The sequence below is a fragment of the Halopseudomonas xinjiangensis genome (genome assembly GCF_900104945.1).
Classification (GTDB): Bacteria; Pseudomonadota; Gammaproteobacteria; order Pseudomonadales; family Pseudomonadaceae; genus Halopseudomonas; species Halopseudomonas xinjiangensis.
The window spans coordinates 1664010-1688460 of record NZ_LT629736.1; the positions used below are offsets into that span (position 1 = coordinate 1664010).

25 protein-coding genes, 1 tRNA gene, 1 pseudogene and 1 riboswitch are annotated in these 24451 nt (G+C 62.2%); of the genes and pseudogenes, 5 read left to right on the forward strand and 22 right to left on the reverse strand.

All coding sequences use genetic code 11. The annotated features are described in order from the left end of the window. Positions 1–188: 188 nt before the first annotated feature. On the forward strand, positions 189–1025 hold the full coding sequence (locus BLT85_RS07585; protein ID WP_231701563.1) for a DUF1853 family protein: 837 nt from the start codon (positions 189–191) through the stop codon (positions 1023–1025). On the opposite strand, the gene BLT85_RS07590 is transcribed toward BLT85_RS07585, so the two are convergent. Further along, positions 979–1839 carry an MICOS complex subunit MIC60 gene (locus tag BLT85_RS07590; protein ID WP_093392774.1) on the reverse strand — a complete coding sequence of 287 codons (861 nt, stop codon included), beginning with the start codon at positions 1837–1839 and terminating at the stop codon, positions 979–981. The genes BLT85_RS07585 and BLT85_RS07590 overlap by 47 nt on opposite strands. 234 nt (positions 1840–2073) lie before the next feature. Continuing rightward, positions 2074–4110: an NADPH-dependent 2,4-dienoyl-CoA reductase gene (locus tag BLT85_RS07595; RefSeq protein WP_093392776.1), complete on the reverse strand. Its 2037-nt coding sequence runs from the start codon at positions 4108–4110 to the stop codon at positions 2074–2076. Between the two features lie 159 nt (positions 4111–4269). Between BLT85_RS07595 and BLT85_RS07600 the strand changes: the two genes are divergently transcribed. Then, a complete protein-coding gene (locus tag BLT85_RS07600; protein ID WP_093392779.1) occupies positions 4270–5307 on the forward strand; it encodes an AraC family transcriptional regulator in 1038 nt (345 codons plus the stop codon). 230 nt (positions 5308–5537) lie between these two features. Here BLT85_RS07600 and BLT85_RS07605 read toward each other — a convergent pair whose 3' ends face one another. The 13 genes from BLT85_RS07605 to btuB are packed head-to-tail and all read right to left on the reverse strand — an operon-like array spanning position 5538 to position 17530. Next, positions 5538–6278: an adenosylcobinamide-GDP ribazoletransferase gene (locus tag BLT85_RS07605; protein WP_093392782.1), complete on the reverse strand. Its 741-nt coding sequence runs from the start codon at positions 6276–6278 to the stop codon at positions 5538–5540. Next, positions 6275–6847: a histidine phosphatase family protein gene (locus tag BLT85_RS07610; protein ID WP_093392785.1), complete on the reverse strand. Its 573-nt coding sequence runs from the start codon at positions 6845–6847 to the stop codon at positions 6275–6277. The genes BLT85_RS07605 and BLT85_RS07610 overlap by 4 nt, the downstream gene beginning before the upstream one ends. Beyond that, complete coding sequence (gene cobT, locus BLT85_RS07615; RefSeq protein WP_407920162.1) at positions 6844–7902, reverse strand: nicotinate-nucleotide--dimethylbenzimidazole phosphoribosyltransferase; 1059 nt, start codon at positions 7900–7902, stop codon at positions 6844–6846. The genes BLT85_RS07610 and cobT overlap by 4 nt, the downstream gene beginning before the upstream one ends. Then, complete coding sequence (gene cobU / locus BLT85_RS07620) at positions 7899–8420, reverse strand: bifunctional adenosylcobinamide kinase/adenosylcobinamide-phosphate guanylyltransferase (RefSeq protein ID WP_093392791.1); 522 nt, start codon at positions 8418–8420, stop codon at positions 7899–7901. The genes cobT and cobU overlap by 4 nt, the downstream gene beginning before the upstream one ends. Continuing rightward, on the reverse strand, positions 8417–9874 hold the full coding sequence (locus BLT85_RS07625) for a cobyric acid synthase (protein ID WP_093392793.1): 1458 nt from the start codon (positions 9872–9874) through the stop codon (positions 8417–8419). Before BLT85_RS07625 ends, cobU begins: the two co-directional genes overlap by 4 nt. A 2-nt stretch (positions 9875–9876) precedes the next feature. After that, the gene (cobD, locus tag BLT85_RS07630) at positions 9877–10866 is read right to left on the reverse strand and encodes a threonine-phosphate decarboxylase CobD (RefSeq protein WP_093392796.1); all 990 of its coding nucleotides are present in this window, start codon (positions 10864–10866) and stop codon (positions 9877–9879) included. Further along, on the reverse strand, positions 10859–11764 hold the full coding sequence (gene cbiB, locus BLT85_RS07635; protein ID WP_093392798.1) for an adenosylcobinamide-phosphate synthase CbiB: 906 nt from the start codon (positions 11762–11764) through the stop codon (positions 10859–10861). Before cbiB ends, cobD begins: the two co-directional genes overlap by 8 nt. Then, positions 11761–12558, reverse strand: a complete 798-nt coding sequence (locus tag BLT85_RS07640; protein WP_093392801.1) for a cobalamin-binding protein — start codon at positions 12556–12558, stop codon at positions 11761–11763. Before BLT85_RS07640 ends, cbiB begins: the two co-directional genes overlap by 4 nt. 2 nt (positions 12559–12560) lie before the next feature. Further along, positions 12561–13205, reverse strand: coding sequence for a 5,6-dimethylbenzimidazole synthase (gene bluB / locus BLT85_RS07645; protein WP_093392803.1), 645 nt, complete (start codon positions 13203–13205; stop codon positions 12561–12563). Continuing rightward, positions 13202–14494: a cobyrinate a,c-diamide synthase gene (locus BLT85_RS07650; protein ID WP_093392806.1), complete on the reverse strand. Its 1293-nt coding sequence runs from the start codon at positions 14492–14494 to the stop codon at positions 13202–13204. The genes bluB and BLT85_RS07650 overlap by 4 nt, the downstream gene beginning before the upstream one ends. Beyond that, entirely contained in the window at positions 14491–15060 is a 570-nt protein-coding gene (gene cobO, locus BLT85_RS07655; RefSeq protein ID WP_093397512.1) for a cob(I)yrinic acid a,c-diamide adenosyltransferase, read from the reverse strand. Before cobO ends, BLT85_RS07650 begins: the two co-directional genes overlap by 4 nt. 35 nt (positions 15061–15095) lie before the next feature. Next, a complete protein-coding gene (locus BLT85_RS07660) occupies positions 15096–15671 on the reverse strand; it encodes a hypothetical protein (protein WP_093392808.1) in 576 nt (191 codons plus the stop codon). Between the two features lie 38 nt (positions 15672–15709). Continuing rightward, on the reverse strand, positions 15710–17530 hold the full coding sequence (gene btuB / locus BLT85_RS07665; protein ID WP_093397515.1) for a TonB-dependent vitamin B12 receptor: 1821 nt from the start codon (positions 17528–17530) through the stop codon (positions 15710–15712). 112 nt (positions 17531–17642) lie between these two features. Next, positions 17643–17888: riboswitch (cobalamin riboswitch) on the reverse strand. A 127-nt stretch (positions 17889–18015) separates the two neighbouring features. Between btuB and cadR the strand changes: the two genes are divergently transcribed. Beyond that, the gene (gene cadR / locus BLT85_RS07670) at positions 18016–18468 is read left to right on the forward strand and encodes a Cd(II)/Pb(II)-responsive transcriptional regulator (RefSeq protein ID WP_093392810.1); all 453 of its coding nucleotides are present in this window, start codon (positions 18016–18018) and stop codon (positions 18466–18468) included. Positions 18469–18477: 9 nt separating this feature from the next. Here the strand turns inward: cadR and BLT85_RS07675 are convergent, their stop codons facing one another. The 6 genes and pseudogenes from BLT85_RS07675 to BLT85_RS16770 form a co-directional block, all read right to left on the reverse strand. Continuing rightward, entirely contained in the window at positions 18478–18729 is a 252-nt protein-coding gene (locus BLT85_RS07675; RefSeq protein WP_093392813.1) for a hypothetical protein, read from the reverse strand. Further along, positions 18726–18941 carry a cytochrome c oxidase subunit 3 gene (locus tag BLT85_RS16655; RefSeq protein WP_157718148.1) on the reverse strand — a complete coding sequence of 72 codons (216 nt, stop codon included), beginning with the start codon at positions 18939–18941 and terminating at the stop codon, positions 18726–18728. Before BLT85_RS16655 ends, BLT85_RS07675 begins: the two co-directional genes overlap by 4 nt. A 92-nt stretch (positions 18942–19033) precedes the next feature. Beyond that, positions 19034–19246, reverse strand: a complete 213-nt coding sequence (locus BLT85_RS16660) for a hypothetical protein (protein ID WP_157718149.1) — start codon at positions 19244–19246, stop codon at positions 19034–19036. Between the two features lie 110 nt (positions 19247–19356). Further along, positions 19357–19608: a hypothetical protein gene (locus BLT85_RS16835; protein ID WP_231701564.1), complete on the reverse strand. Its 252-nt coding sequence runs from the start codon at positions 19606–19608 to the stop codon at positions 19357–19359. 111 nt (positions 19609–19719) lie between these two features. Further along, a pseudogene (locus tag BLT85_RS16845) lies at positions 19720–20084 on the reverse strand (cbb3-type cytochrome c oxidase subunit I). An 8-nt stretch (positions 20085–20092) separates the two neighbouring features. Next, positions 20093–20236, reverse strand: a complete 144-nt coding sequence (locus BLT85_RS16770) for a hypothetical protein (RefSeq protein ID WP_197673877.1) — start codon at positions 20234–20236, stop codon at positions 20093–20095. 607 nt (positions 20237–20843) lie between these two features. On the opposite strand from BLT85_RS16770, the gene fdhF reads away from it, so the two are divergent. Further along, the gene (gene fdhF, locus BLT85_RS07695) at positions 20844–23813 is read left to right on the forward strand and encodes a formate dehydrogenase subunit alpha (RefSeq protein WP_093392818.1); all 2970 of its coding nucleotides are present in this window, start codon (positions 20844–20846) and stop codon (positions 23811–23813) included. Further along, positions 23813–24295 carry a DUF1641 domain-containing protein gene (locus BLT85_RS07700; protein WP_093392821.1) on the forward strand — a complete coding sequence of 161 codons (483 nt, stop codon included), beginning with the start codon at positions 23813–23815 and terminating at the stop codon, positions 24293–24295. The genes fdhF and BLT85_RS07700 overlap by 1 nt, the downstream gene beginning before the upstream one ends. 55 nt (positions 24296–24350) lie before the next feature. Here the strand turns inward: BLT85_RS07700 and BLT85_RS07705 are convergent. Then, positions 24351–24427 (reverse strand) — tRNA-Asp (locus BLT85_RS07705). Positions 24428–24451 lie beyond the last annotated feature (24 nt).

Here is a 24451-nt window from a genome sequence, read left to right on the forward strand (position 1 = left end):
CCTGTCTCTCTTCTCGTCTTGTCGGAAGTCCGGACATGCAGGACACTGCCCGGAAGCCCACCGATTATCCGCAGCCAGCTCGATACTGGCAAATTAGGCCTAGCATGTCGTTGTCGCCGTTACTGCACCCTATTTGCCGCGATCTGGCATGGATCGCCGACGCTCCCCCGCTGATGGAAGCGGGCTCCTTGTCCGTACTGGATCCGCTCGCCGGCAGCGTCTGGCGCAGCGACCCGGAACAGCGGCTCTACGCTCTCCGACAGCTCGATAACGATCCAGTGCGACTGGCGCAGCTGATCGGACCGTCCAAAGATTATCGATTGGGCAGTTATTACGAGCGGCTCTGGCGCGCCATGCTGACCATCGCGCCGGATATCGAGGTGCTCGCACATAACGTGGCGATACGTCAGGCCCAACGCAGTGTCGGCGAACTCGACCTGGTCATAGAGACAGCTGACGGGGCGGTAACGCACCTGGAATTGGCGATCAAGTTCTACCTCGGACGCGCCGACATCGGCGGCTCTGCAGGGCGAAGCTCGCAGCACGCATGGTGGGGGCCGGACCCGCGGGATCGCCTGGCGATCAAGATCAATCGGTTGATCAATCACCAGTTGCCCATGGCGACTCGCTACTCGGAGCTGCTTGCCGGGCTGCCTCGTATCGACAGGTCCTGCGCGTGGCTGCAGGGGTGCTTGTTCTATCCTGCAGACTCAACGATGCCGGCCGCGGAGCAGGCGTATGTTCCGCCCTGTCGGCATACCTGGCGTTATCGAGGAGAGCTGAACGACAGTTCGTTCGAGGGGTGGTTTGCGCTGCCTCATAAAAAGTGGCTGGCGCCGACTGCGGACAATTTTGAGTCTGTCCTGGATTGGGATGGGACATTGTCCCGCGGCCCGGTGATGCTGGTGCGCAAGGCCAGCCGCGACTCATGCGACGTGGCACGCATGCTGATCATGCCTGACGGCTGGCCGGACCTTGCTACTCCACCGAAGACCGTGTCTGCAGACGACTCAGATCGCGTTTGAGCGCGGCATTGGCTTTCTGTTGAGACGCCAGTTCCTGCTTGATGTCCATCAGCTCGCCCTGCGCCACTTTAAGGTGATCGGTGTGCTCTTCGCGCAACCGTTCGAGTTCGGCTTGGTGCGCTGACTGCATGGCACGCAGCTGCTCCTGAAGCGATTGAATCTGCCGGGTGTACAAGGCAGCCTTGCGCTGAAATTCCTCTCGCTCCTGCTGCACTTCCGCGGCCACAGCTTCCGGCTCGGGGGCATCTTCAGATTCCTCAGCTGAGCCCAGACGCACCGTCTCGATCGAGTTGCCACCGCCGTACCAGGCGTCCTCCGCGGCGACCTGCAGCCGCTCGGACGCCAGCAGTGCTCTGGCCTCCTCATCTTCGCCGACAATGCCCAGCGCGTTGCGGCGCACCGCTTCCTTGAGCCAGACCAGATCGGAGCGCCCGTTGCGCTGCCCCGGCTTCCATAGATGCGGCTTGTACTGTGTCTGATTGGTGAACCCGAGGCATACGAGCCGTATCGGTCCGCCACCCATATCGGGCCCACGTCCAGCCTTCTCGGCTATGCTCCGAAGCGGCAGATTCCACAACCGGTTGACGTAACCATCTTCGTCGAAATCCAGGGTGAAGAACACGGCGGCGCGAATTTGCAGGCGGTTGTTGATCTGCAGGAAGACCGCTTCCATCGTCTCGTCAGCAAAGTCGGGAGTGGCCATCAACCCATCGAGCAGGGCCTCGAACTCGGGATAAAGCATCTCCTTGCCTATCCCGCGCTCGGAAAAGAACATCACTGCTTCGGTCAGCAATGGTTTGGGTGCCGCGTTCATGTGATTCTCCGCCAAATCCTTCTTGCGATGCCGCTGGCCAGTATTACCCAGCGCACCCTACTTTGCGCACTTTTTCAGACAAATGCACCCAGGTCGCGCAAGTGTAGGTCAAAAGGCCATATGGCGATGTGATGCATTTGGCACGAACCGAGCGATGGCGGAGCCTTACCAGCCGCAGCGGCGACTCGCCGAGCACACGAGGCTAGGCGAGTCTTGGTGAGGGTGCGGAGGTCGTCAGATCGCTGCAGCGAGGCGGCAACCTTGGTTGATGGCACGCTTGGCATCGAGTTCGGCTGCGACATCTGCTCCGCCGATCAGGTGTACCGCTTTGCCGGCCGCTTGCAGACCCGCTTCCAGCTCGCGCAACGGCTCCTGACCGGCGCAGATGACAATCGTGTCGACCTCGAGCAGCTGCGGTTCGGCCGCTTCGCCCAGTCGAACATGCAAGCCCGCTTCGTCAATGCCCAGATACTGCACTGCATTGAGCATCTTCACCTGCTTGTTCTTCAACCCGGTGCGATGAATCCACCCGGTAGTCTTGCCCAGGCCATCGCCAACCTTGGTCACCTTGCGCTGCATCAGGTAAACCTCGCGAGCCGGCGCATGCGGCTGAGGCTGGACCCCGGCAATGCCGCCGCGAGCCTCAAGCGCCGGATCAATTCCCCATTCCTTCCAGAACAGCTCGGTGTTCAGGCTCGGATTCTCGCCCTGATGGGTGAGGAGTTCGGATACGTCGAAGCCGATCCCGCCGGCACCGATCACCGCGACCCGCTGGCCAACCGGCTTGCGACCGAGGATGGCGTCCAGATAGCTGATGACCATGGGATGATCAACGCCGGGAATCTCCGGCGTGCGCGGTTTGATGCCAGTCGCCAGAATGACTTCATCGAAGGCACTCAGATCCGCGACGTCGACGCGCTGGCCCAGGCGCAGCTGCACGCCGTGTTTCTCGATCATGCGCGCGAAATAGCGCAGCGTTTCGTAGAACTCTTCCTTGCCGGGGATGCGCTTGGCGACGTTGAACTGGCCGCCGATCTCGTCGGCGGAATCGAACAGCGTCACGTCATGGCCCCGCTCGGCAGCCACGGTGGCGGCGGACAGACCCGCCGGGCCGGCGCCGACCACGGCGATCTTCTTCACCTGGGTGGTCGGAATGTAGTTGAGTTCGGTTTCGTGACAGGCGCGCGGGTTAACCAGGCAGCTGGTCAGCTTGCCACCGAAGGTATGATCAAGGCAGGCCTGGTTACAACCGATACAGGTATTGATCTCATCGGCGCGGCCTTCTGCAGCCTTGTTGACGAAGTCCGCATCGGCGAGAAACGGACGGGCCATCGAGACCATGTCCGCCTCACCTTCGGCCAATACCCGCTCGGCCACTTCCGGCGTGTTGATACGGTTGGTGGTTACCAGCGGAATGTTTACCTCGCCCTTGAGCTTGGCGGTTACCCGGGTGAAGGCTCCCCGCGGCACTTTGGTGGCAATGGTAGGAATCCGCGCCTCGTGCCAGCCGATACCAGTATTGATCAGCGTAGCGCCGGCTTTCTCGACGGCCTTGGCCAGCATTACCACTTCATCCCAGGTGCTGCCGCTCTCGACCAGATCCAGCATCGACAGGCGATAAATGATGATGAAGTTGGTTCCGACAGCCTCGCGTACGCGGCGGACGATCTCCACCGGCAGACGCATGCGGTTTTCGTAACTGCCTCCCCAGCTGTCGGTGCGCTTGTTGACGTGGGCGACCAGGAACTGGTTGATGAAGTAACCTTCCGAGCCCATGATCTCCACGCCGTCGTAGCCGGCGCTTTGCGCCAGGCTGGCGCAGTTTGCGAAGTCGGCAATCTGTTTCTCGATGCCCGCCTCGTCCAGCTCTTTCGGCGTGAACGGATTGATCGGCGCTTTCACTGCGCTGGCCGATACCTGCTTGGGGCTGTAGGCATAGCGTCCGGCATGCAGAATCTGCATACAGATCTTGCCGCCCGCTTCATGCACCGCAGCGGTTACCACCTTGTGTCGCTCGGCCTCCTCTGGCGTGCTCATCTTCGCCGCACCGTGGCCTACGCTGCCCTCTTCATTCGGGCCTATCCCGCCGGTGACGATCAGGCCGACACCGCCGCGGGCACGCTCGGCGAAATAAACGGCCATCTTTTCGAAGCCGTTCTCGCGCTCTTCCAGGCCGGTATGCATGGAGCCCATCAAGGTGCGATTGCGCAGGGTAGTGAAGCCCAGATCGAGCGGGGCCAGAAGATTAGGGTACAGGCTGTGGGTGCTCATGTGTCGCTCCGGTGACTCATCATCAGTGCCTGGCGGTCCTTGCCGCCCGGGTCATGGAGCAAGACGATAGGCTCGCGCACGCGCTTGCTCAATCACCTTGGATCACAGTTAAATACCCGCTAGTAACAATCTGACCCAGAAACCCCGGAAGCATCGTCCATGAAACTCGGCGACCTGTCGGTCGGCTATCTCTATAGCCTGCGCGCGGCCCTGGAATATCTGGGGCATGACCCGGCGCCACTATTCCAGCGTTTCGCCGTGGCGGATGAACTGCTGGCCAAGGCGGAGGCAAGAATCAGCATTCCACGCTTCATGCGCCTGGGCAACGCTGCCATCCAGCTGAGCGGACAACCGGCAATCGGGTTGTGGATGGGCCGGCACAGTCATGCCAGCCATCTGGGGCTCCCAGGCATGGCGGCAAGTAGTGCACCCACGCTTGGCGCGGCATTCGCCACGCTGACGCGCTTCGAGCGGCTGACCAGTCAGAACTATCGAGGTCATTCGGCCTACGTACCGCCCGCGCTGCGCTTCTATTCCATCAGCCCGTACAACCAGTACAACCTGTTCGTCGTCGACTCGGCGCTCAGCTCGCGCGCCACCATTGCCCTGCAGTTGACCGGAGGGCGGGCGCGGCTGCGCGAAGTGCATATCGAGTTCCCCGAACCGGACTACGCCGATGCGTACGCGCAATTTTTCCCCTGCCCGGTTCTGTTCGGCCAGGCAGAAAACCAACTGGTGTGGGAGCCGTCGAGTCTCGAATTGCCCCTGATTCAGACTGCACTTTCCACGCATGCGGAGCTGGTCGAGTTGTGCATAGCGCGCCTCGAGCGCCTGAGTCGGGTACGAAGATTACGGGACCGCGTGGCGGATATCGTGTCGCCCGAACTGCACCAGCGTCTACCGACACTCAGCGAGGTCGCGCGGAAACTGGGGCAACCATCCTGGACGCTGCGGCGACGCTTGCTCGCAGAGGACAACGTGCGATTCCAGGAGATCATCGACGAAACCCGCCGGGATCTGGCTCTCAGCTATATCCGCGATACGGAGATGGCGCTGGGTGAAGTGGCGTTTCTGCTGGGGTTTTCCTCACCGGCGGCATTTCAGCGCGCATTCCGGCGCTGGACCGGCCAGGCCCCGGGAGGCTACAGGCGAGAGTTTCGGCGATCGCGCAGTGAGGCGATCACAAAGGAAGGCTGAACAAAGGAGAGAAACAGATGCGCTTGTTAACCGGAAAACGCCGGAAGAGTTACATCTCTTCGGCGTCTTCTACTTCCTGATCCCATTCCTGGGCGTGCTGCTCAATAAGTTCTTCCACATAGTCATTCATGGGTTTTCTCCTGACTGTACGAGCGGGTCGAAACCAGACCTCGACTCGACGTTATTGTCCTTACATTACAGTCAGATGAAGCACCTTTGGAAAAGTTCAGTCAAGAGACGAACGGTCCGTTCGCCCATACTAGGGCGACCAGAGCCAGGGCTTCGCCCAGCTCCACCAGCGCACCGGCGGTGTCGCCGGTCGTGCCGCCCAAGCGTCGCTTGAGGAGCGCTCGCCACACCACGCCCAACAAGAGCACGATCAGCAGCCAGCCAAACCCGCCGATCACCATCATCGCGAAGCCGTGCACGAACAGCACCGCCGGGAGCCAGACGCGAGGTATGTGTTCACTGAGCGCTTGCCCTAAACCACCTTCTCGCACGTAGGAGGTGGTCAGCAGCAGTGCGGGCAGCAACCAGCGCCCGATCCAGGGAGCGATCAGCAGTACCCACCAGAAGTTCATTTCGATGGCGGTAGCCAGCGCAGCGAACTTGACCAGCAGAACCAGCACCAGCGCCAGTACACCCATCGGCCCGCTTGCCGGATCCTTCATGATGGCGAGCGTCTTCTCCCGGTCGCCGCGCCCGCCCACCCATGCATCCACAGTGTCGGCCAGACCGTCCAGGTGCAGCCCCCCGCTGATCGCTACCCAGAAGGCCAGCACCAGCGCCGCCTGCAGCATGATCGGCAACCCGGCCACCGCCCACTGAACCAGCAGCAATAACAGTCCGACGAGGAAACCAACCACCGGATACCAGAGCAGCGATGCGCCGGTTTCTTCCGGGCGCGGCGGTCTAGACAGGCGAATCGGGATGGTCGTCAAAAATTGCAGGGCAATCAGCAATGGGGTCATGCAGATACCTCCTTAAGGGTGCCGTCATCCAGGCGACGCAGCGACACGAGCTGTGCGTAACCGACCTGAACCTGCAACAGATCGCGGTCCGGTAGCCCTCGGGCGCGCGCGAGCAACAGGCGCATGACGCCGGCGTGGGTGACCGCGAGTACCCGTTGCCCGGCATAACGCTCGGCAAGCGCCGCCAGCACATCGACGATACGCTGACGGAACGCGACGACCGGTTCGCCAGCCGGTGGTGTGAAGGTATAGGGATCATCCCAGAACCTGCCGAGTTCCTCCGCCTGATCCAACATCAGCTCGCTGGGGTGCCTGCCCTCCCACTGGCCAAAGTGCAATTCCCGCAGATCCGGGCGAATATCCACTGCGACCCCGTGAAGCTTACCCAGTTCGGCAGCGAAGCCAGCACAGCGCTGCAGCGGTGACGAGACGATCGCGTCCCAACCGTCCAGCCCTGCCAGGGCCTCATTCATCTGTTTCCAGCCGGCCGGCGTCAGCGCATCATCGATGCTCCCGCGGAAACCGCCGCCGCGTTCGGTTTCGCCGTGTCGCAGCAGCTCGAGGATCATTGGCCGGCCCTGCCGGACACGGCGGCTTCGGCGAACGTGGCCATGCCGTTGTGCAGGACGCAGGCCAGGCGCAACAGCGGGACCACCGCTGCAGCTCCACTGGCTTCGCCCAGACGCATGCCTATGTCGAGCAACGGTTTGGCCTTCATCGCCTCGAGTACGTGGCGATGGCCGGGCTCGGCACTGCTGTGACCGAACAGTAACCAGGGTCGCACTCCAGCGTTCAACCGGACCGCACAGAGCGCAGCGACCGAACAGATGTATCCATCAACCAGTACCGGAACACCACGCTGCGCGGCTCGCACATAGGCGCCAGTCAAAGCAGCGATTTCCAAGCCCCCGAGACAGGCAAGCGCATCGAACGGCAATGCCGTCCGCGACGCATGCAACCTCAAGGCTTTCTCGATGACGCGCAGCTTATGTCTCACCCCGGACGCGTCCAGACCGGTGCCAGGCCCGACCAGAGCATTGGGCGCGAGACCGAGCAAGGCGCTGGCCAGTGCGCTTGCGCTGGTGGTGTTGCCGATCCCCATTTCACCTGCGATATACAGGTCGGCGCCCTCTTCGGCCGTCGCTTCGAGAGCGTCATGTCCGGCATGCAGCGCCAGTTCACATTGTTCGTTGGTCATCGCCGCGGTACGGGAGAAATTGGCCGTCCCTGCTGCGATATTCAGATGTTTGACGCCTGGCAGCTCTTCGATGGGCACCGCCAGGCCGAGGTCGAAAACACGCAACCGGGCATCCAGCGATTTCGCCAGCACACTAATCGCCGCCCCACCATTGGCAAAATTGGCCAGCATCTGACCGGTCACGGCCTGGGGGAAGGCGGAGACGCCTTCGGCAACGACGCCGTGATCGGCGGCAAATATATGAATCGCCACGAGCCCGGCCTGCGGCTGGTCGCGGCCCTGAAGCGCGGCCAGCGTGGTGGCAACCTCCTCCAGCCGACCCAGCGACCCGGGCGGCTTGGTCAGTTCACCCTGTCGGGTCATGGCGCGGGCGCGACACGCCTCGTCCGGTGATGCGGCAGGCGCTTCCCACCATGCGCGCTTCACGCTTTCCCTCCCTTGAGAATCATCGGTAGCCCTGCCACGCAAAACGTGACCCGATCGCTCAATCCGGCCAAGGCCTGATGTAGCCATCCCGCTTCATCGACATAGCGGCGCGTGAGCTCCCCCATCGGCACGACACCGAGTCCGGTTTCGTTGCTGACCAGGATGATGTGTCCCGGTAATTGAGGCAGAACTTCAATCAACGCGGAACGCTCGGCAGCCAAACGCTGCGGGTCGTTATGCAGCAGCAAATTGGTGAGCCAAAGGGTCAGGCAATCCACCAGCACGCAGCGGTCCTCTGCGGCTATCTGGCGCAGAGCATCTGCCAGCGCAACCGGCTCTTCGACAAGGCCCCAGTGGGCAGGCCGTTGGGCGCGATGGCGTGCAATACGCTCGGCCATGGCATCGTCCAGCGGCTGGCTGGTGGCGACGTAACTGACGGTCTGACCGGAGGCGGCAGCGGTGTCTTCCGCCAACCTGCTCTTGCCGGAACGTGCACCGCCTAATATTAACTCGATCATATAGTTAGACCTATTACTTCGCGTAACCTGGGAATATCCATATGCCGTTCTATCAGGTCCGCCAGACGGTCGATATCACGCGCGCGAAGCCCAGCGTAATCCTGCCCTTCGACCCGTTCGACGCCGGCCCAGGCAAGTAAAGCACCGCTCGCCTCGGCCGCCTCGAACAACCCGTGTAGATAGGTACCGGCTACCAGACCGTCCTCGCTCAAGGCTCCATCCGACTGGCCGTTGTCGAAATTCACCAGGGCCCGAGCCAGGGCCGGCCCTGAGCTTATCCCCGCGTGAATTTCATAACCACGTACGACCGCGTCGTCCAGCACCAGCCGCCCTGAAACGTTGGTCAGACGCTTCTGCGCCTGCAACGTCGTTTCGAAATCGAGCAGGCCGAAGCCCGGCGAGTCACCCGCCGGCCCTTCCAAACCCAGCGGGTCGCAGACGCGCTTGCCGAGCATCTGCAGGCCGCCGCAGATCCCCAGGACCCGACCGCCGTAACGCAAATGTCGCTGGATTGCTGTTTCCCAGCCGTGTTCACGGAGGAACGCCAGATCAGCGCGCACGCTTTTTGAACCAGGAAGGATGATCAGGTCTGCCGGCGGAATAATCTCGCCCGCGCGTACGAATTGCAGGTCGACCTGCAGATGCAGGCGCAACGGGTCGAAATCGGTGTGGTTGCTGATGCGCGGCAATACCGGTACGACCACCTTCAACGCTGCCTGGGATTTGCTCGCCTGGCGCGCATTCACTGCGTCTTCGGCTTCCAGATGCAGGTCGTGCAGATACGGCAGCACGCCCAGCACCGGCACACCGGTGCGCGCCTCGAGCCAGTCGATACCCGGCTGCAGCAGGCTCACGTCGCCGCGAAAACGGTTGATGACGAAACCGCGTACCCGGGCGCGTTCAGTCGGCGACAGCAGCTCCAGCGTGCCGACCAGATGGGCGAACACGCCACCCTTGTCGATATCGGCGACCAGCAGTACCGGGCAGTCGACTGCCTCGGCGAATCCCATGTTGGCGATGTCGCCTTCACGCAGGTTGATTTCGGCAGGCGAACCGGCACCTTCGACCATGATCACGTCATAGCGCTGACAGAGACGCTGATGCGAGACCAGCACGGCGCGCATCGCCTCGGGTTTGTAGGCGTGGTAGGTCCGGGCATCCATGCAGCCAATCGCGTGCCCGTGGATGATCACCTGCGCCCCGGTATCGGTATTTGGCTTCAGCAGTACCGGATTCATATCGGTGTGCGGCAAGACGCCTGAGGCCTCGGCCTGGACCGCCTGGGCGCGCCCGATCTCTCCGCCATCAACCGTCACCGCTGAGTTCAGCGCCATGTTTTGCGGCTTGAACGGCGCCACACTGACGCCCTGACGACGCAGCCAGCGGCATAGCGCGGTCACGAGCGTACTCTTGCCGGCGTCCGAGGTGGTGCCCTGCACCATGACGGTAGGCATGATCAGCGAAACTCCCGCACGGGCTGCAAGGCCAGGCTCAAGCGCTTCCAGCCGGACTCGTCCGCCGGCAAGCCGATACGCAGGGCCGATTGCTCGGCAAACAGCCGCGTGAGGATCCCCTGTCTGGCAAATGATTCATATATCGATATCGACTGTGCGTCTTGAACCCACTGAAACAACGCGCAGCCGCCGGAGGGAGCAAGGCTGCGGGAAGCCAGCAGCTCGGCAAGCCGCCAACCGTCCGCGGCGAGGCGATCACGCCAGTCCTGCTGGGTTTTCCAGTCAGCCAGAGCGAGCCGTCCGACATAGCGAGTCGGCCCACTGACAGCCCAAGGTCCCAGTCGCTCCGCCAGTGCCTGACAAACCGGCTCGGCGGCCAACACGAAACCCAGCCGTGCACCACCCAGCCCGAAGAACTTGCCGAGCGAACGCAGCACGACCAGACCGGGAAGATGTGAATGCGCGGCGAGGCTATCCTCGGGGGTCGGGTCGACGAACGCCTCGTCGACAATCAGGCAGCCACCGCGACTCGCCAGGTGCGAGTGCCAGCCGAGAAGCTGATCGACAGTGAACCGTCGTCCGGTCGGATTGTTGGGGTTGATCACAACAAGCACGTCGATATGCGCGAGACCGGCTTCCACATCCTCTGAACCCAGCGACTCGGGCACGAAGCCGGCCGCTTCCCAGGCATGGCGATGCTCGGCATAACATGGCTCGACGATGCCCACGCGCTTACCGGCGAACAGAGAAGGCAATGCCTGTATCGCCGCCTGCGATCCCGCCACGGCAAGGATCGAGTCGGCGCCGTAATACGCTCGCGCGGCCTCTTCGAGGCCGTCCTGCTCTTCCGGCAGACGCTGCCATACCTCAGCGGGAACGGGCTGCAGCGGCCAGGCATAGGGGGCCAGGCCGGTCGACAGATCCAGCCAGTCCGCAAGCGGGATCCCGTACTGCGCGGCCGCTTGGCGCAAACGCCCACCGTGTTCAAGCAAGGCTTAATCCCCAGATGAGGAAAATGACTATCACCCAGAGCGTGACGCTGCGGCGTACCAGCCGAAGGGCATGCAGGATGTCTACCGCGCCGGGCGCAGGTCCCGCGCCGAGCAAGGGTCGCTTATGGATCTCACCTTCGTAGCTGGCTGGTCCGCCGAGGCTGACGCCGAGCGCACCTGCCCCGGCCGCCATGACCGGGCCGGCGTTGGGACTATCCCAGAGCGGAGCTTGCTGCGCCCAACAGGCAAGCGCCAGCCGCGTCTTGCCGCACAATGCATAGGTCAGCGCGACAAGGCGGGCCGGAATGAAGTTGAGGAAGTCGTCGATCTTCGCCGCAGCCCAGCCGAAGTGCAGGAAGCGCTCGTTCCGATAGCCCCACATTGCGTCCAGCGTATTGGCCAGCCGGTACAGAACCACACCAGGCCCGCCGAAGATGGCAAACCAGAACAGCGCAGCGAACACGGCATCGCTGCCATTTTCCAGAACCGACTCGGTGGTGGCGCGGGCGATACCGGTCTCATCCAGGGCGTTGGTGTTACGGCTGACTATGCGTCCGACCCGTTCCCTTGCGGCGTCCACGTTGCCCGCTCCCAGAGCCCGCACGATCGGCATCGCGTGTTCGGAGAGACTGCGCAGGCCGATGGCAAGATAGAGCAGTATCATTTCCGCGAGCCAGCCAATGCCGGGCAGATTCGAGATCAGCCAGGCCGCGAAGGTGAGCGGCAACACCGCCAGTGACCATGCCAGGAGTCCCTTGTTGCGCCGCGGCTGCCCCCGGTTGAACCGCAGCTCGATGGCCGAAGCCAGCCAGCCGAACCCCACCAGCGGATGCCAGCGACGCGGCTCGCCCAGTACCTGGTCGAGCAGGATGGCAGCCAGCATGAGCGGCGCCATCATCGCATGCGCTCCGCACAGTTACGGATGAGACGCTGCAATTCATCGAGCCCCAGCGTCAGCGCCGAGATACCCGGCTGAAGAATGTCCGGAGACTTGATTTCGTGTACGTCACCACTACGAATCGCCGGGATCGATCGCCAACCATCGCGCTCGGCCAGCTGCTCCGGGCGGAAACGCTTGCCGCACCAGGAGCCGATGATCAGATCCGGCGCGCGGCGAACCACCTCCATTGGTTCGGTGATATAGCGGTCACGCGCCCGGGGGTGATGGCTGAGATCGGCGAAGCAGTCCTCACCCCCGGCTATGTCGATCAGCTCGCTGACCCAGCGGATGCCCGAGATCAACGGATCATTCCACTCCTCGAAGTACACCCGTGGTCTGCAGGGCAAGGATGAAGACTGCTGACGAACCTGATCGAGGCGCTCCTGCAGCCCCTGAACCAGCTCAGCGGCCCGCTCACCCGCGCCGACGAGCGCACCCAGCGTTTCGATCATGCGCAGGATGCCGGCTATGTCGCGCTGGTTGAACAGATGCACTTCCAGCCCTTCCCGGGCCAGGTCGGCAGCGATACCGGCTTGCAGGTCGCAATATCCCAGGACCAGATCAGGCTTGAGCTCGATAATCCGCTCGGTCTTGGCACTGGTGAAGGCGGAGACCTTGGGTTTTTCCCGGCGCGCCTGTGGCGGATGAACGGTAAAGCCGGAAATACCGGCAATGCGATCCTGCTCGCCAAGCCGGTATAGCACTTCGCAGGTTTCGGTAGACAGACAGACGATGCGCTGTGGCCCCTTCACGACTAATGACCCCAGCCATCGGTAAAGACCAGTTCGGACAGCGGTTGCGCCTGGGCCCAGCCCTCTTCTTCCAGCATTGGTCGCGGATAGAATTCCCGCACCGGTCCCAGACAGAGTATTGCCACCGGACGCGCGCCCTCCGGCATGCTAAGCAACGCGGCGAGCGCATCGGGATCGAAAAGCGATACCCAGCCCATGCCGAGTCCTTCGGCGCGAGCTGCCAGCCACATGTTCTGGATGGCGCAGGCCAGCGATGCCAGATCCATCTCAGGCAAGGTGCGGCGGCCGAACAGATGCTTCTCGCGCCCATCCGGCAGCGCAGCGACCAGCAGTTCGGCGCAGTCGAGGATGCCTTCGACCTTGAGTTGCATGAACTCATCGCTGCGCTGACCCAGCGCTTCGGCGGTAAGACGGCGCTCGGCCTCGACCAGGCGATGAAGCTCGGCGCGGATATCCTGGCGAGTGATTCTCACGAAGCGCCACGGCTGCATCAGCCCGACGCTGGGCGCGTTATGGGCTGCCTGCAGCAGCCGCGCAAGCAGCTCCGGCTCGACGCTGCCGCCACTGAAGTGGCGCATGTCGCGGCGTTCGCGAATAGCCCGGTACACCCCTGCCCGCTCGGTGTCGGTGAAGGCCTGATCGTTCATGGCTGAAACAATGCTGCCACGGCGCGCGGATTGCCGGGAAAATACAGATGGATATACGACGCGGTCAGCCGACCCAACCGATAGACCGCCTCGGCCGTGCGCTTGTAGTTCGGGCATTCGCCGCGCACCAGAACGGGATGCTCGCACTGCAGCGCAGAGTGATGGAAGGTGTGGCCGCGCAGAGAACCTTCAGGCAGCGACACCTCCTGCAAGGCCAGCGCAGCCAGGCGCTTTTGCATGGTGACCTGCCCCGAAACCAGCCCGACCATTTCAGCCGTCGTGCCCTCGGCATCGGTCAACGTTTCGCATAGATAGAGCATGCCGCCGCATTCGGCGAGGATCGGCTTGCCGGACTGCTGGTGCTGGCGGATCGCCGATTGCATCGCGCGGTTGGACGCCAACTGTTCGAGGTGCAATTCGGGATATCCCCCCGGCAGATACAGACTCTCAACATCTGGCAGCGCCGAATCGCGCAGCGGCGAGAAAAACACCAACTCGGCACCGAGCGATTCGAGCACGTCGAGGTTGGCCTGGTAGATAAAAGCGAACGCAGGATCACGCGCGACACCTATGCGCACGCCGGCCAGCAGCCGATCCCGAGCGGCTTGCGGCGCGCCCTCAAAGTCGACCGGTGCGGGCAGCGCCGAACCGGCACTGGCCTCCAGCGCGTCGGCCGCGGCATCCAACCGCGCGTCGAGGTCGAGCAGCTCGTCCGCCTGCACCAGACCCAGATGCCGGCTGGGCAGCGCTACGTCCGGACTGCGTGGTAGCGCGCCATACCAATGCATGCCCGCCGGCAGGCTGTCACGAAGGATCTTGCCATGACGGGCGCTGCCAACCTTGTTACCGAGCACACCGGAGAATGGCAAGTGCAACTGGAAATGCGCCAGCCCGTGAGCCATGGCGCCGAAGGTCTGCGCCATCCCCGACCCGTCGATGACGCCCATCACCGGCACGCCGAAGTGCCGGGCGAGATCCGCCGCGGAAGGATTGCCGTCGAACAGTCCCATGACGCCTTCGATCAGGATGAGATCCGCCTCGCCTGCCGCTCCCCACAGCATGCGCCGGCTCTCCTGCTCTCCGATCATCCACAAATCGAGCTGGTAGACCGGCTGGCCGCTGGCTCGCTGCAGGATCATCGGATCGAGAAAGTCCGGGCCGCACTTGAACACCCGGACGCGACGCCCTTGCCTGTGGTGCAAGCGCGCCAGTGCCGCGGTGACGGTGGTCTTGCCCTGCCCCGAAGCAGGCGCGGCGATCAGAAGCGCCGGGCACTGCCGTGTGGTCAAAACTCGACCCCCTTCTGCGCCTTGATCCCGGACTTGAAGGCGTGCTTGACCACGCCCATCTCAGTCACCGTATCGGCGGCCTCGATCAGCTCGGGCGGCGCACCACGGCCAGTCACGACAACATGCTGATGCATGGGCCGCGAACCGATGTCGCGCAGTACCTGTTCGATTTCGAGATAACGATATTTCAAAGCGATGTTCAGCTCGTCGAGCACTACCAGGGCGATCTCCGGATCGCTCATCAACTCGACCGCCACGTCCCAGGCTGCACGAGCCTTGGCCATGTCGTCCTGACGATCCTGCGTTTCCCAGGTGAAGCCGGCGCCCATGACGTGATAGCGCACTTCGTCAGGGAAGCGACGGAAGAAGGTTTCCTCACCGGTACTGCGTGCGCCCTTGATGAACTGGACGATGCCCACCTTGTAACCGTGGCCGAGCGAGCGAGCCGCCATGCCGAACGCGGAGCTGCTCTTGCCCTTGCCGTTGCCGGTCAACACCAGGAGCAGCCCGTGTTCATCCTGGGCCTGGGCGATCTTCTCGTCCATTACCGCCTTCTTGCGCTGCATGCGCAGGCGGTGACGTTCATCGCGTTCGGCGTCGCTCACGCGTGACGGTCCTGCCCGTTGCGCAGCGGCGCCGCGGCGTGAAGCGCTGCATACAACAGCGCAGCGACAGCCACGTAGAAGGCCATGGTCGCCAGATACTGCGGATAGTAGGTCGCGATCCGCTCAAGCATGCCAACGAACGTCGGCTCGGCGTAACGGCCAGAGAAGAAGTAGAACCCGCCGCTGGAGAACAACTGGCATACCAGCGCGCTGACCGACATCACACCGGCAAGAACCGGCAGGCTACGCAGGCTGTCCTGGTGCCAGCGAGCGTACAGACGACCGCCAAACCACAGCGCGGCGTAGGCGGGAACCAGCATCCAGTAGGCTACGGTCATGCAGTGATGACCGGCGTTTGTCCAGCCAACACTCATGACGTCCATGAAGGTCGCCTGCAGAAACAGCGCAGGGAAGATCCAGCGCGGACGCAGCAACACGCCAGCGAGGAAAAACACCGCCCACGAGGCGCTGCGCAGGTTCACCAGATCGAAATGGCTCCCCCGTGTCATCGCCATCAACAGGACCAGGGCGACGCCCACGATCACCTGGCTACGTTTGGATAGTTCGAGCATGTATTTCCCCTTTTTTGCTGTCGTTATAAGTCAACTTCTCAAATCGGTTGGTAGCGCAAGGTCAGATAACCGGCCCGGCCCGGCTGCTGATAGGTACGGGCGGTTTCATAATCGGTATCGAACAGGTTGGTCACACTGACCTGTACCCGCCAAGCATGGCTGAACCAGTACTGGGCGCGTAGATCGACTGTATTGTAGCCAGACAACTCGTTGGTGTTCTGGGTATTGTCCCAACGGCGCCCTTCGGCATGCACGCTGGCGCCGACGCCAACCGAGCCGAAGCGGCGATCGACGTCAAGATTGAACAACTGTTCTGCCCGGCGTGGCAACAGCTCACCCTGGTTGGCGCGACTGGAACGGTTCGCCGGGTCCTGCAGAGTCAGATTGGTGCGCCAGTCCCAGCTCAGCCACTGGCTGCCCAGACCCATCTCGACACCCCGGATGACTGCCTTGTCGATGTTGTACGCGCGCAGCCCGTCTCCTTGGTTGAAGTAGGCAATCAGATCATCGATCTCGTTGTGGAATACGGCTACCGACCAGTCCCCCCAGCCATGCTCGCCGTTCAGGCCTGCCTCGATATTCTTCGATGTCTCGTCAGTGATATCGGGGTTGCCGTAAAACGGATGGTACAGCTGGTTGAAGGTCGGAGCCTTGTAGGCAGTACCGTAGCTGAGGGTGGCCTGTATCGCCTGGCTGAGCGCGAAACCGTAGCCGACGCTACCTGTGTTGTGCCGACCGTGTGCTTCGTTATCGTCACTGCGAAGGCCGAGCTGCCAGGAATGGCGACCGAAGTCGGCAAGATACTGAGCATAGATGCCATGGTTGTCGCGGCTGTCTTCACGAAAATCCGTGGTGCCGTTGACCGAATCGTCGAGGTAGTCGTAGCCCAGCGTCAGTAGCTGATCCTTGGCGATCTCCACGTCGTTCTGCCAACCGAAACTGTCCCGACGGGTATCGATCCGCGTATCGAATACGCTGCCGTTGAAGGTGTCGAGCTTGTCTTCGCTGCGCCCCGCCTGAATGGTCATCCGCCATGGATCGATCGGCGAAAATGCTGCCCGGGCACCGTAGGTCTTGAGCACATTGTCCGCGTTGGCCTTACGTCCGGAGTCGAAATCGTTATGCGAGTGCACTTCGGTCACGTAGCCGTCCAGTTCCAGGCCGTTATCGAATCGATAACCGCCGTTGAGATTCGCTGCCAGCTCGCGGTAGCCGTCATGGTCCGGCTCGGGCGAAGGCGCACCGGGACGCGCGTCTATCCCACGCGTATCCAGGCTGCTGATACCCAGGTTGTACCAGGCATTGCCATGCCCGCCCGATACGCCGGCGCTGCCAGCGTGATGGTTGCGGCTGCCGACAGTGACCGACGCGTACGGATTGACGCCATCCTGCTCGCCGCGCCGGGTGAAGATCTGTATGACGCCACCTATAGCCTCGGAGCCGTACAGACTGGAGCGAGGCCCGCGTACAACTTCAATGCGCTCGATCAGCTCCACCGGCAGGTTCTGCCAGGCCGCGTCGCCGGTCGTCGCCGACCCCGTGCGGACGCCGTCGATCAGCACCAGCACGTGATTGCTGTTGCTGCCACGAATGCTCACCGTGGTGTTCTTGCCGGGGCCTCCGGTGTTGGTCAGGCTGATGCCCGGTACCCGGCGCAGCAGATCAGGCACGCTTGTCGCCTGCAAACGCTCGATTTCATAACGACCTATGACACTGGTGGCGGCGATGCCGGGCGTACTGCTCTGAGTGGTCCGGGTGGCGGTGACCACCTGATCGTCGAGACGATAGGGGTTTGCCAGAGACAAGCTGGAAGTACTGACGATGGCCACGGCCACCGAAGCGGAAAGAAAGGTTTTCATCTGAGTGCGCTGCTCCGTCGTGCCTACCCGCACGACCCTGCTGTTGGTATTGCAGGGCGAGCAACGCTGGCAGACGGCACGAGAGCCGAACACCCGCAGAAGCCCGCCGCTCTGCTGTGGAAAGCGTCAGGCCGGTCTCCGGGCTCACAAGTGAATGATCCATCGCGATGGATGATCGATTCGGCGATCGCACCTTCCCATGCCGAGGCACAGTGGTCTGAGCGATCGCTGCCGGCCAAGAGGCTGGCGGCACTTGTATACCGTTGCGGGGGCAGCGCCGGGATTGCTCGAAGAGCGCACCGGCTTCCCAGTTTCACCCACCGAATCATTGGCGGGCACCTGAAGCAGGCGCAAGGTTAGAAGTTTTGTAACAACGCGTCAACGACAGCGTCAGCGGCCATCCGCCCGCCAGGTCCGCTAACCTGGTTGCCAAGCCAGCACCCTCTAGCCACTATAGGATGAACCGGTCATTCGTTGAGGTGGACATGAGAATTGGAGAACTGGGTGCCAGCACCGCCTGCCAGGTGGAAACCATACGTTATTACGAGCAGCAACAACTGCTCCCCCCGCCCGCGCGAATGGCCAACAATTATCGCGTGTACGGGCCGGAGCACGTCGAGCGCCTGACCTTCATCCGTAACTGCCGCACCCTGGACATGACGCTCGACGAGATCAAGCGGCTGCTCGCCCTGCGCGACCAGCCCCAGGAAAGCTGCGAGACGGTGGACAGCCTGATCGACGAGCACATCACCCATGTGCAGGCTCGAATCAATGCCTTGCATGACCTGCAGAAGCAACTGGTCGAACTGCGCCACCGCTGCGGTGGCGCACGCGACATCGACAACTGCGCGATACTCGGCCAGCTCAATACGTCCGGGTCAATCAGCGCGCCGGATACGCAGGGCACGCACGTCGGCAACAGCCATCAGCACCGCTAGGATCGCACTTTAGCGCGTGAAGAGATCAGCCAGCGTCAGGGTGAACATCAGAACTATCCAGAAGCCGGCACCGAGCGCGAAAAAGCGCACCAGCGCGGGATGATCCTGCAGACGCACGAAGCCGCCGAGAAGCAGGACCACTTGCCCCGCAGAACCGATCAGCGCGAGCCAGGCGTAAGCGGGGAAAAAGTGAGCCAGCCCGACCATGCCGGCCAGCAGCGCCAGCAGGCCGATCCAGACGATGAATAGTCGTTGGCTCATGCGCCGCGCCCCACCAGGTACAGCGACGCGTAAAGCAATATCCAGATCGCGTCCACCAGGTGCCAATAAAAAGCGACTGCCTCGAGCGTGATCGCCCGTTCGGGCATCTTCATGTGGCCGGTATGGATGCGTAACAGCATGCCGATCGTCAGGGCGACGGCGACCAGTACGTGAATGGCGTGCAGCCCGGTGGCGAACAGATAGACGTGCATGTAGAGCCTCGCCGGCTGTGAGCTCAGCGGGGACTCCGGCGAGGTCGGCGGCGACAGTCCTTCGCGCACTTCCCAGGCGTACTCGAAACCCTTCAGCGCCAGAATGCCAGGCCAAACAGCGCGGCACCGCCCAGCATCCACTTCACCCGGCCGTATACCTGCCGCCGGGCCGCCTCGACCACCAGCGTCATGCACAGGCTGCCGGTCAGCAGCAGTGCGCTGTTGAAACCGGCAAGCAGGTAGTGCAAGTGTCCCATGGCCTCGGCAACTGCCTGGGTGTGGGCAACCCGATAGTAGTAGATCACCAGGCACGCCGCCGAACATCATCAGCTCTGTCGCCAGGAACAGCCATATGCCCAGGTAGGTCGCCTCGCGCTGCTGCGCAGGGGTCTGGAAATGCTCCGCCAAGTATTCCCTACGAGGTTCCATGAGTGGCCTCCGGCGGGTACTCGTAGGCTTCGAAATCGACAATGGGGATCTCCGCGAAGTTGTGCGTCGGCGGCGGCGAGGACGTGCGCCACTCGAGGCCGGCAGCGTCCCACGGATCATCGTCCGCCAGCGGACCATAGCGCAGCGACCAGAGCAGGTAGAAGAACGGCAGCACGTAACCGACCGCCAGGACCGCAGCGCCCGTCGACGACATGACATGCACGGAACATGAACTCATCCGGATAGCTGTGGTAGCGCCGCGGCATGCCCAGACAACCGAGGATGAACTGCGGAAAAAGGTCAGGTTGAAGCCGAAGAAGATGGTCGAAGCGGAGATCTTGCCCCACAGCTATGAATACATGCGCCCGGTCATCTTCGGCCACCAGAAGTGCAGCGCGCCGAAGAAGCCCGCTACCGCCGCGCCGATCATGATGTAGTGAAAATGCGCGACGACGAAGTGGTATCGTGCACGTGCACGTCCGCAGCCAGCAGCGCCAGGAACAATCCGGTCACGCCGCCGATGACGAACAAACCAATGAAGGTGACCGCGAACAGAAAGGGCGCATTGATCGTCAGGTTGCTCTTGTACAGTGTGGCGGTCCAGTTGTAGACCTTGATCGCCGAGGGAATCGCGACGGGAAAGCTTAGCAGCGAAAAGACCATGCTGGCGTACATCGATTGTCCGGCAACGAACATGTGATGCCCCCAGACCATGAAGCCGATTACCGCGATGGCCAGGCTGGAATAGGCAACGAAGCGATAGCCGAAGCGCCGTGGTGGAAATAGACGAAGTCCGGCAGTTCGGTGACGCGATTCCAGCGAATCGGTTTCCCCTCGACCAGGCTCTGCACCACCGGCTGGAGCATCTCTTCATCCGTCCATATCTGCGAATGGCAGTTCATGCAGGTGTGGGTTGCTGGCAATCCGGCAACCGAACTGGTTTCGCGGTGTCGTGGCAGTAGCGGCAATCAATCTGCAAGCCTCCCGCGTGACGCTCATGGGAAAACGGTACAGGCTGCCTGACGAACCAGCCCTTGCCGGTGCGGTAGTCGGAACGGTCGAACACGACGGCCGCGGCGAAGGCGCCGACAACTGTCAACAGGAGCAGGCCTAGTATCAGCCTCAGCCACATGTCAGCCGATCGCGGGAATAGTTGTGCCATGGCGTAGCGGTACCAATTTGTATCTGTCTGTTTCGTCAACCGAGCCGGGAGTGAGTTCCATCGGATCGCCGTCCTAGCCGTGAACGAATCCGGACCCGGTCAGTCCCAATCCGAAAGCGAGACCACAAGCGTCGTCCTAGACCAGATGGCCGGGTTCGCTCGTTTGGCAGCGCTGATAGGTTCAGCGGGAGCAGTAGTCGGTTCGCGATGGTGTTTCGCCACCATCTGTTGCCAGAGCGTCTCGAAGAAGGCGCAGGATGCCAGGATGGTCCAAGCCGGATGAGCCCCAGGCCCCATAACAAGGTGCCCTGATGAGCAAAGCGACAGACTGCACGATTATCTACGACGGACAGAAACTGACCGGCAAAGCCGATCAGCCTCTGGTCGAATTCCTCGGCGAGCACGGCATCGAGTTGCCGCATGTCTGCTATCACCCCTCTCTCGGTCCGTTGCAAACCTGCGATACCTGCTGGGTGCTGGTCGACGGCGAACTGCAGCGCGGCTGCACCTTGCGAACCGCTGAAGGTCTGGCGTTATCGAGCACCGGGCAGGCGCAGACGGCACGCGGCGAAGGCATGGACCGGCTTCTCGCCAAACACGAGCTGTATTGCACCGTCTGCGAGAACAACAACGACTGCACGCTGCACGACACCGTGGTCAGCATGGACATCCCCATACAGCGCTACGAATTCGAGCGCACGCCCTACGAGAAAGACGAATCCAACCCGTTCTACACCTACGATCCCGACCAGTGCATCCTCTGCGGCCGCTGCGTCGAGGCGTGTCAGAACGTCGAGGTCAACGAAACGCTGAGCATCGACTTCACCATGGAGCGCCCGCGCGTGCTGTGGGACGGCGGCCAGCCAATCGATGAATCCAGCTGCGTCAGCTGCGGCCACTGCGTCACCGTGTGCCCGTGCAACGCCTTGATGGAAAAGACCATGCAGCCGGACGCCGGCCCCTTTACCTCGATTCCGCAGGACCTGAAACGGCCGATGATCGATATGGTCAAGACGGTCGAGCGCACCATCAGCGCCAAGCCGATCACGGCCATCTCGGTGATGGACAAGCACTGGCGTCAGCCCGAGGTGAAGCGCACCAAGACCGTGTGCACTTACTGCGGCGTGGGTTGTTCATTCGAGATGTGGACGCGCGACCGGCAGATTCTCAAGGTCCAGCCGGTGGAACATGCGCCCGCCAACGGCATTTCCACTTGCATCAAGGGCAAGTTCGCCTGGGACTTCGTCAACGATCCCAAACGTTTGACCACCCCGCTCATCCGCGAAAACGGCCAGTTTCGCGAGGCCAGCTGGGACGAAGCGCTCGACCTGGTCGCGCGTCGCTTCATGCAGATTCGCGATACGGAAGGTCCGGAAAAGATCGGCTTCATCGGCTCCAGCAAGGCGAGCAACGAAGAGGCCTACCTGACACAGAAGATCGCCAGGCTGATCATCGGCACCAACAGCGTCGACAACTCCTCGCGCTACTGCCAGAACCCCGCTACCAAGGGCCTGTTCCGCACGGTCGGTTACGGCGGAGACGCCGGCACCATCGAAGACATGGAAAAGGCCGAGCTGATCGTCATCGTCGGCAGCAACCTCTCCGAGAACCACCCGGTTATCGCCTCCAAGCTGAAGGCAGCGCGCAAGCTGCGCGGGCAAAAGTTGATCGTTGCCGATGTGCGCGGGCATGAGATGGCCGAGCGCGCCGATATCTTCCTGCGTCCGAACGCCAGTACCGACATGATCTGGGCGTCTGCCATGGCCCGCTACATTCTCGACAACGACCTGGCCGACACCGAGTTCCTCGAAACCAAGGTCAATCAGGTCGAGGAATTCCGTGAATCGCTGGCTCCATTCACCATGGAGTTCGCCGAGCAAAAGACCGGTATTCCGAAGCAGCAACTGATCGACGCGGCGGAGATGATCGCCCGCGCCGATTCGGTTTGCCTGCTGTGGGCAATGGGTATCACCCAGCATAGCCATGGTGCTGACATCAGCACCTCGCTATCCAACCTGTTGCTGGTTACCGGCAACTACGGCAAGCCTGGCACCGGCGGCTACCCGATGCGCGGCCATAACAACGTCCAGGGCGCCAGTGACTTCGGTTGCCTGAAGAACATGTACCCGGGCTACGAGAAAGTCAGCAACGACGAGGTCCGGGCGAAGTGGGCGAAGGCCTGGGGCGTTCCGCCCGAGAAGCTGTCCGGCGAAGTCGGCTCGGATAATTTTCTGATGGTTCAGGACGCCGGGACCGAGAAACTGCAGGCCATGTACATCATCGGCGAGGAAACCGCGTTCTCCGATGCGAACGCCAACAGTGTTCACGACTCCTTCAGTAATCTGGAATTCATGGTGGTGCAGGACATCTTTCTCAGCCGCACTGCACAGTTCGCTGACGTCGTTCTGCCCGCCTGCCCCAGTGTGGAGAAGGAAGGTACCTTCACCAATACCGAGCGCCGCATTCAGCGCTTCTATCAGGTCATGCCACCGTTGGGGAACAGCCGGCCGGACTGGGAAATCCTCACAGACCTGGCCAAGCGCATGGGCCATGACTGGGGCTATACGCACCCTTCGGAGATCATGGCCGAGTGCGCGGGGATCTCAGAGATGTTCAAGGGTGTAAGCTACGAGCGGCTCGAAGGCTGGAAGTCGCAGTGCTGGCCGGTTCGTGAAGACGGGACCGACACGCCGCTGCTGTACACCGATGGTTTTCACACCGATGACGGCAAGGCGGTGCTGTTCCCGCTGGAATGGAAAGAGCCCGCCGAAGGTCCGGATGCGGAATACGATCTCATGCTCGACAATGGCCGTATGCTCGAACACTTTCAGGGTCTGAACCAGACCGGTCGTGGCGAGCGGCTCATGTCCCGGTCGCCGAACTGGTTCGTCGAGGTCAGCCCAGAGCTGGCCAAGGAGAAGAACATCGAGGATGGCACGTGGGTCAAAGTCACCTCGCGTCGGGGCTCGGTAGAAGTTCAGGCGTTGGTCACCGAACGCGTCCGCGGCAAGACCCTGTTCATGCCGATTCACCAGGGCAAGCCCGGACTCAACTTGCTGACCGGTGAGCATCACGACCCCGATGTGAACACGCCGGCCTACAAGGAGACTGCGGTCAAACTCGAGGTCCTGCCCCGCGAACGCGGCCCCTCCCCACTGCCCGCGCACAACTTCCGCAACGGCCACCGCACGCCCAACGAAGGCGTGCCAGTCGAGGTGAAGTGGATGCAGCCCGAGTACGTCGAACCGCCCGTCCATGCACCGCAGCCGGAGAAATTCTGATGGCCGAACGAATCGATTATGACGTCAAACCCACCCCCATCGGCCCAGACGCCCATGAAGAGCTTCAGCGGCTGCTGCAGAGTCTGCATGAAGGCGGTGTGTTGCGCTTCGCCAACGACCTGGTCTCGTCCAAGAGCGAGGTGACGAAAGTGCTGATCGACGGCATGAATCAGGAAGGATCGCTGAACGCCGTGCAGAATCTGTCGATTCTGCTGATGGCGCTGTCGCGCATCGAGCCGGGCGAATTCTACAAGGTCGTATTCGGTCTCAAGGACGCCATGACCGAGCTAGGCCGGCACGCGCCGGACACACAGCAGGAGGACGCGCCGGGCATTACTGGCGCCTACAAGATGCTGCATGACGACAAGTTATGGGCCGCGCTAACGCCGGTGATCAGCGCATTGAAGGTGTTTGCCGAGCGCCTGGGTGAAGACACCGAAAAACCGGTGACCAAGTTCACCGGCAAGCCAACCGAACTCTGACCGTCGGCCGGAAACAAAAAAAGCGACCCAAGGGTCGCTTTTTTCGTTTGAATAGTGGCGCAGCGGACGGGACTCGAACCCGCGACCCCCGGCGTGACAGGCCGGTATTCTAACCGACTGAACTACCGCTGCGCGTCGGCCCAGCGACACCGGCGA

What these genes read in the sequence shown, in the direction of transcription:
- BLT85_RS07590 (WP_093392774.1), bottom strand. Translation starts at nt 1,839, where the DNA reads ATGAACGCGGCACCCAAACCATTGCTGACCGAAGCAGTGATGTTCTTT.
- BLT85_RS07595 (WP_093392776.1), bottom strand. Translation starts at nt 4,110, where the DNA reads ATGAGCACCCACAGCCTGTACCCTAATCTTCTGGCCCCGCTCGATCTG.
- BLT85_RS07600 (WP_093392779.1), top strand. Translation starts at nt 4,270, where the DNA reads ATGAAACTCGGCGACCTGTCGGTCGGCTATCTCTATAGCCTGCGCGCG.
- BLT85_RS07605 (WP_093392782.1), bottom strand. Translation starts at nt 6,278, where the DNA reads ATGACCCCATTGCTGATTGCCCTGCAATTTTTGACGACCATCCCGATT.
- BLT85_RS07610 (WP_093392785.1), bottom strand. Translation starts at nt 6,847, where the DNA reads ATGATCCTCGAGCTGCTGCGACACGGCGAAACCGAACGCGGCGGCGGT.
- cobU (WP_093392791.1), bottom strand. Translation starts at nt 8,420, where the DNA reads ATGATCGAGTTAATATTAGGCGGTGCACGTTCCGGCAAGAGCAGGTTG.
- BLT85_RS07625 (WP_093392793.1), bottom strand. Translation starts at nt 9,874, where the DNA reads ATGCCTACCGTCATGGTGCAGGGCACCACCTCGGACGCCGGCAAGAGT.
- cbiB (WP_093392798.1), bottom strand. Translation starts at nt 11,764, where the DNA reads ATGATGGCGCCGCTCATGCTGGCTGCCATCCTGCTCGACCAGGTACTG.
- bluB (WP_093392803.1), bottom strand. Translation starts at nt 13,205, where the DNA reads ATGAACGATCAGGCCTTCACCGACACCGAGCGGGCAGGGGTGTACCGG.
- cobO (WP_093397512.1), bottom strand. Translation starts at nt 15,060, where the DNA reads ATGCAGCGCAAGAAGGCGGTAATGGACGAGAAGATCGCCCAGGCCCAG.
- BLT85_RS07660 (WP_093392808.1), bottom strand. Translation starts at nt 15,671, where the DNA reads ATGCTCGAACTATCCAAACGTAGCCAGGTGATCGTGGGCGTCGCCCTG.
- btuB (WP_093397515.1), bottom strand. Translation starts at nt 17,530, where the DNA reads ATGAAAACCTTTCTTTCCGCTTCGGTGGCCGTGGCCATCGTCAGTACT.
- cadR (WP_093392810.1), top strand. Translation starts at nt 18,016, where the DNA reads ATGAGAATTGGAGAACTGGGTGCCAGCACCGCCTGCCAGGTGGAAACC.
- BLT85_RS07675 (WP_093392813.1), bottom strand. Translation starts at nt 18,729, where the DNA reads ATGAGCCAACGACTATTCATCGTCTGGATCGGCCTGCTGGCGCTGCTG.
- BLT85_RS16655 (WP_157718148.1), bottom strand. Translation starts at nt 18,941, where the DNA reads ATGCACGTCTATCTGTTCGCCACCGGGCTGCACGCCATTCACGTACTG.
- BLT85_RS16835 (WP_231701564.1), bottom strand. Translation starts at nt 19,608, where the DNA reads ATGAGTTCATGTTCCGTGCATGTCATGTCGTCGACGGGCGCTGCGGTC.
- BLT85_RS16770 (WP_197673877.1), bottom strand. Translation starts at nt 20,236, where the DNA reads ATGCTCCAGCCGGTGGTGCAGAGCCTGGTCGAGGGGAAACCGATTCGC.
- fdhF (WP_093392818.1), top strand. Translation starts at nt 20,844, where the DNA reads ATGAGCAAAGCGACAGACTGCACGATTATCTACGACGGACAGAAACTG.
- BLT85_RS07700 (WP_093392821.1), top strand. Translation starts at nt 23,813, where the DNA reads ATGGCCGAACGAATCGATTATGACGTCAAACCCACCCCCATCGGCCCA.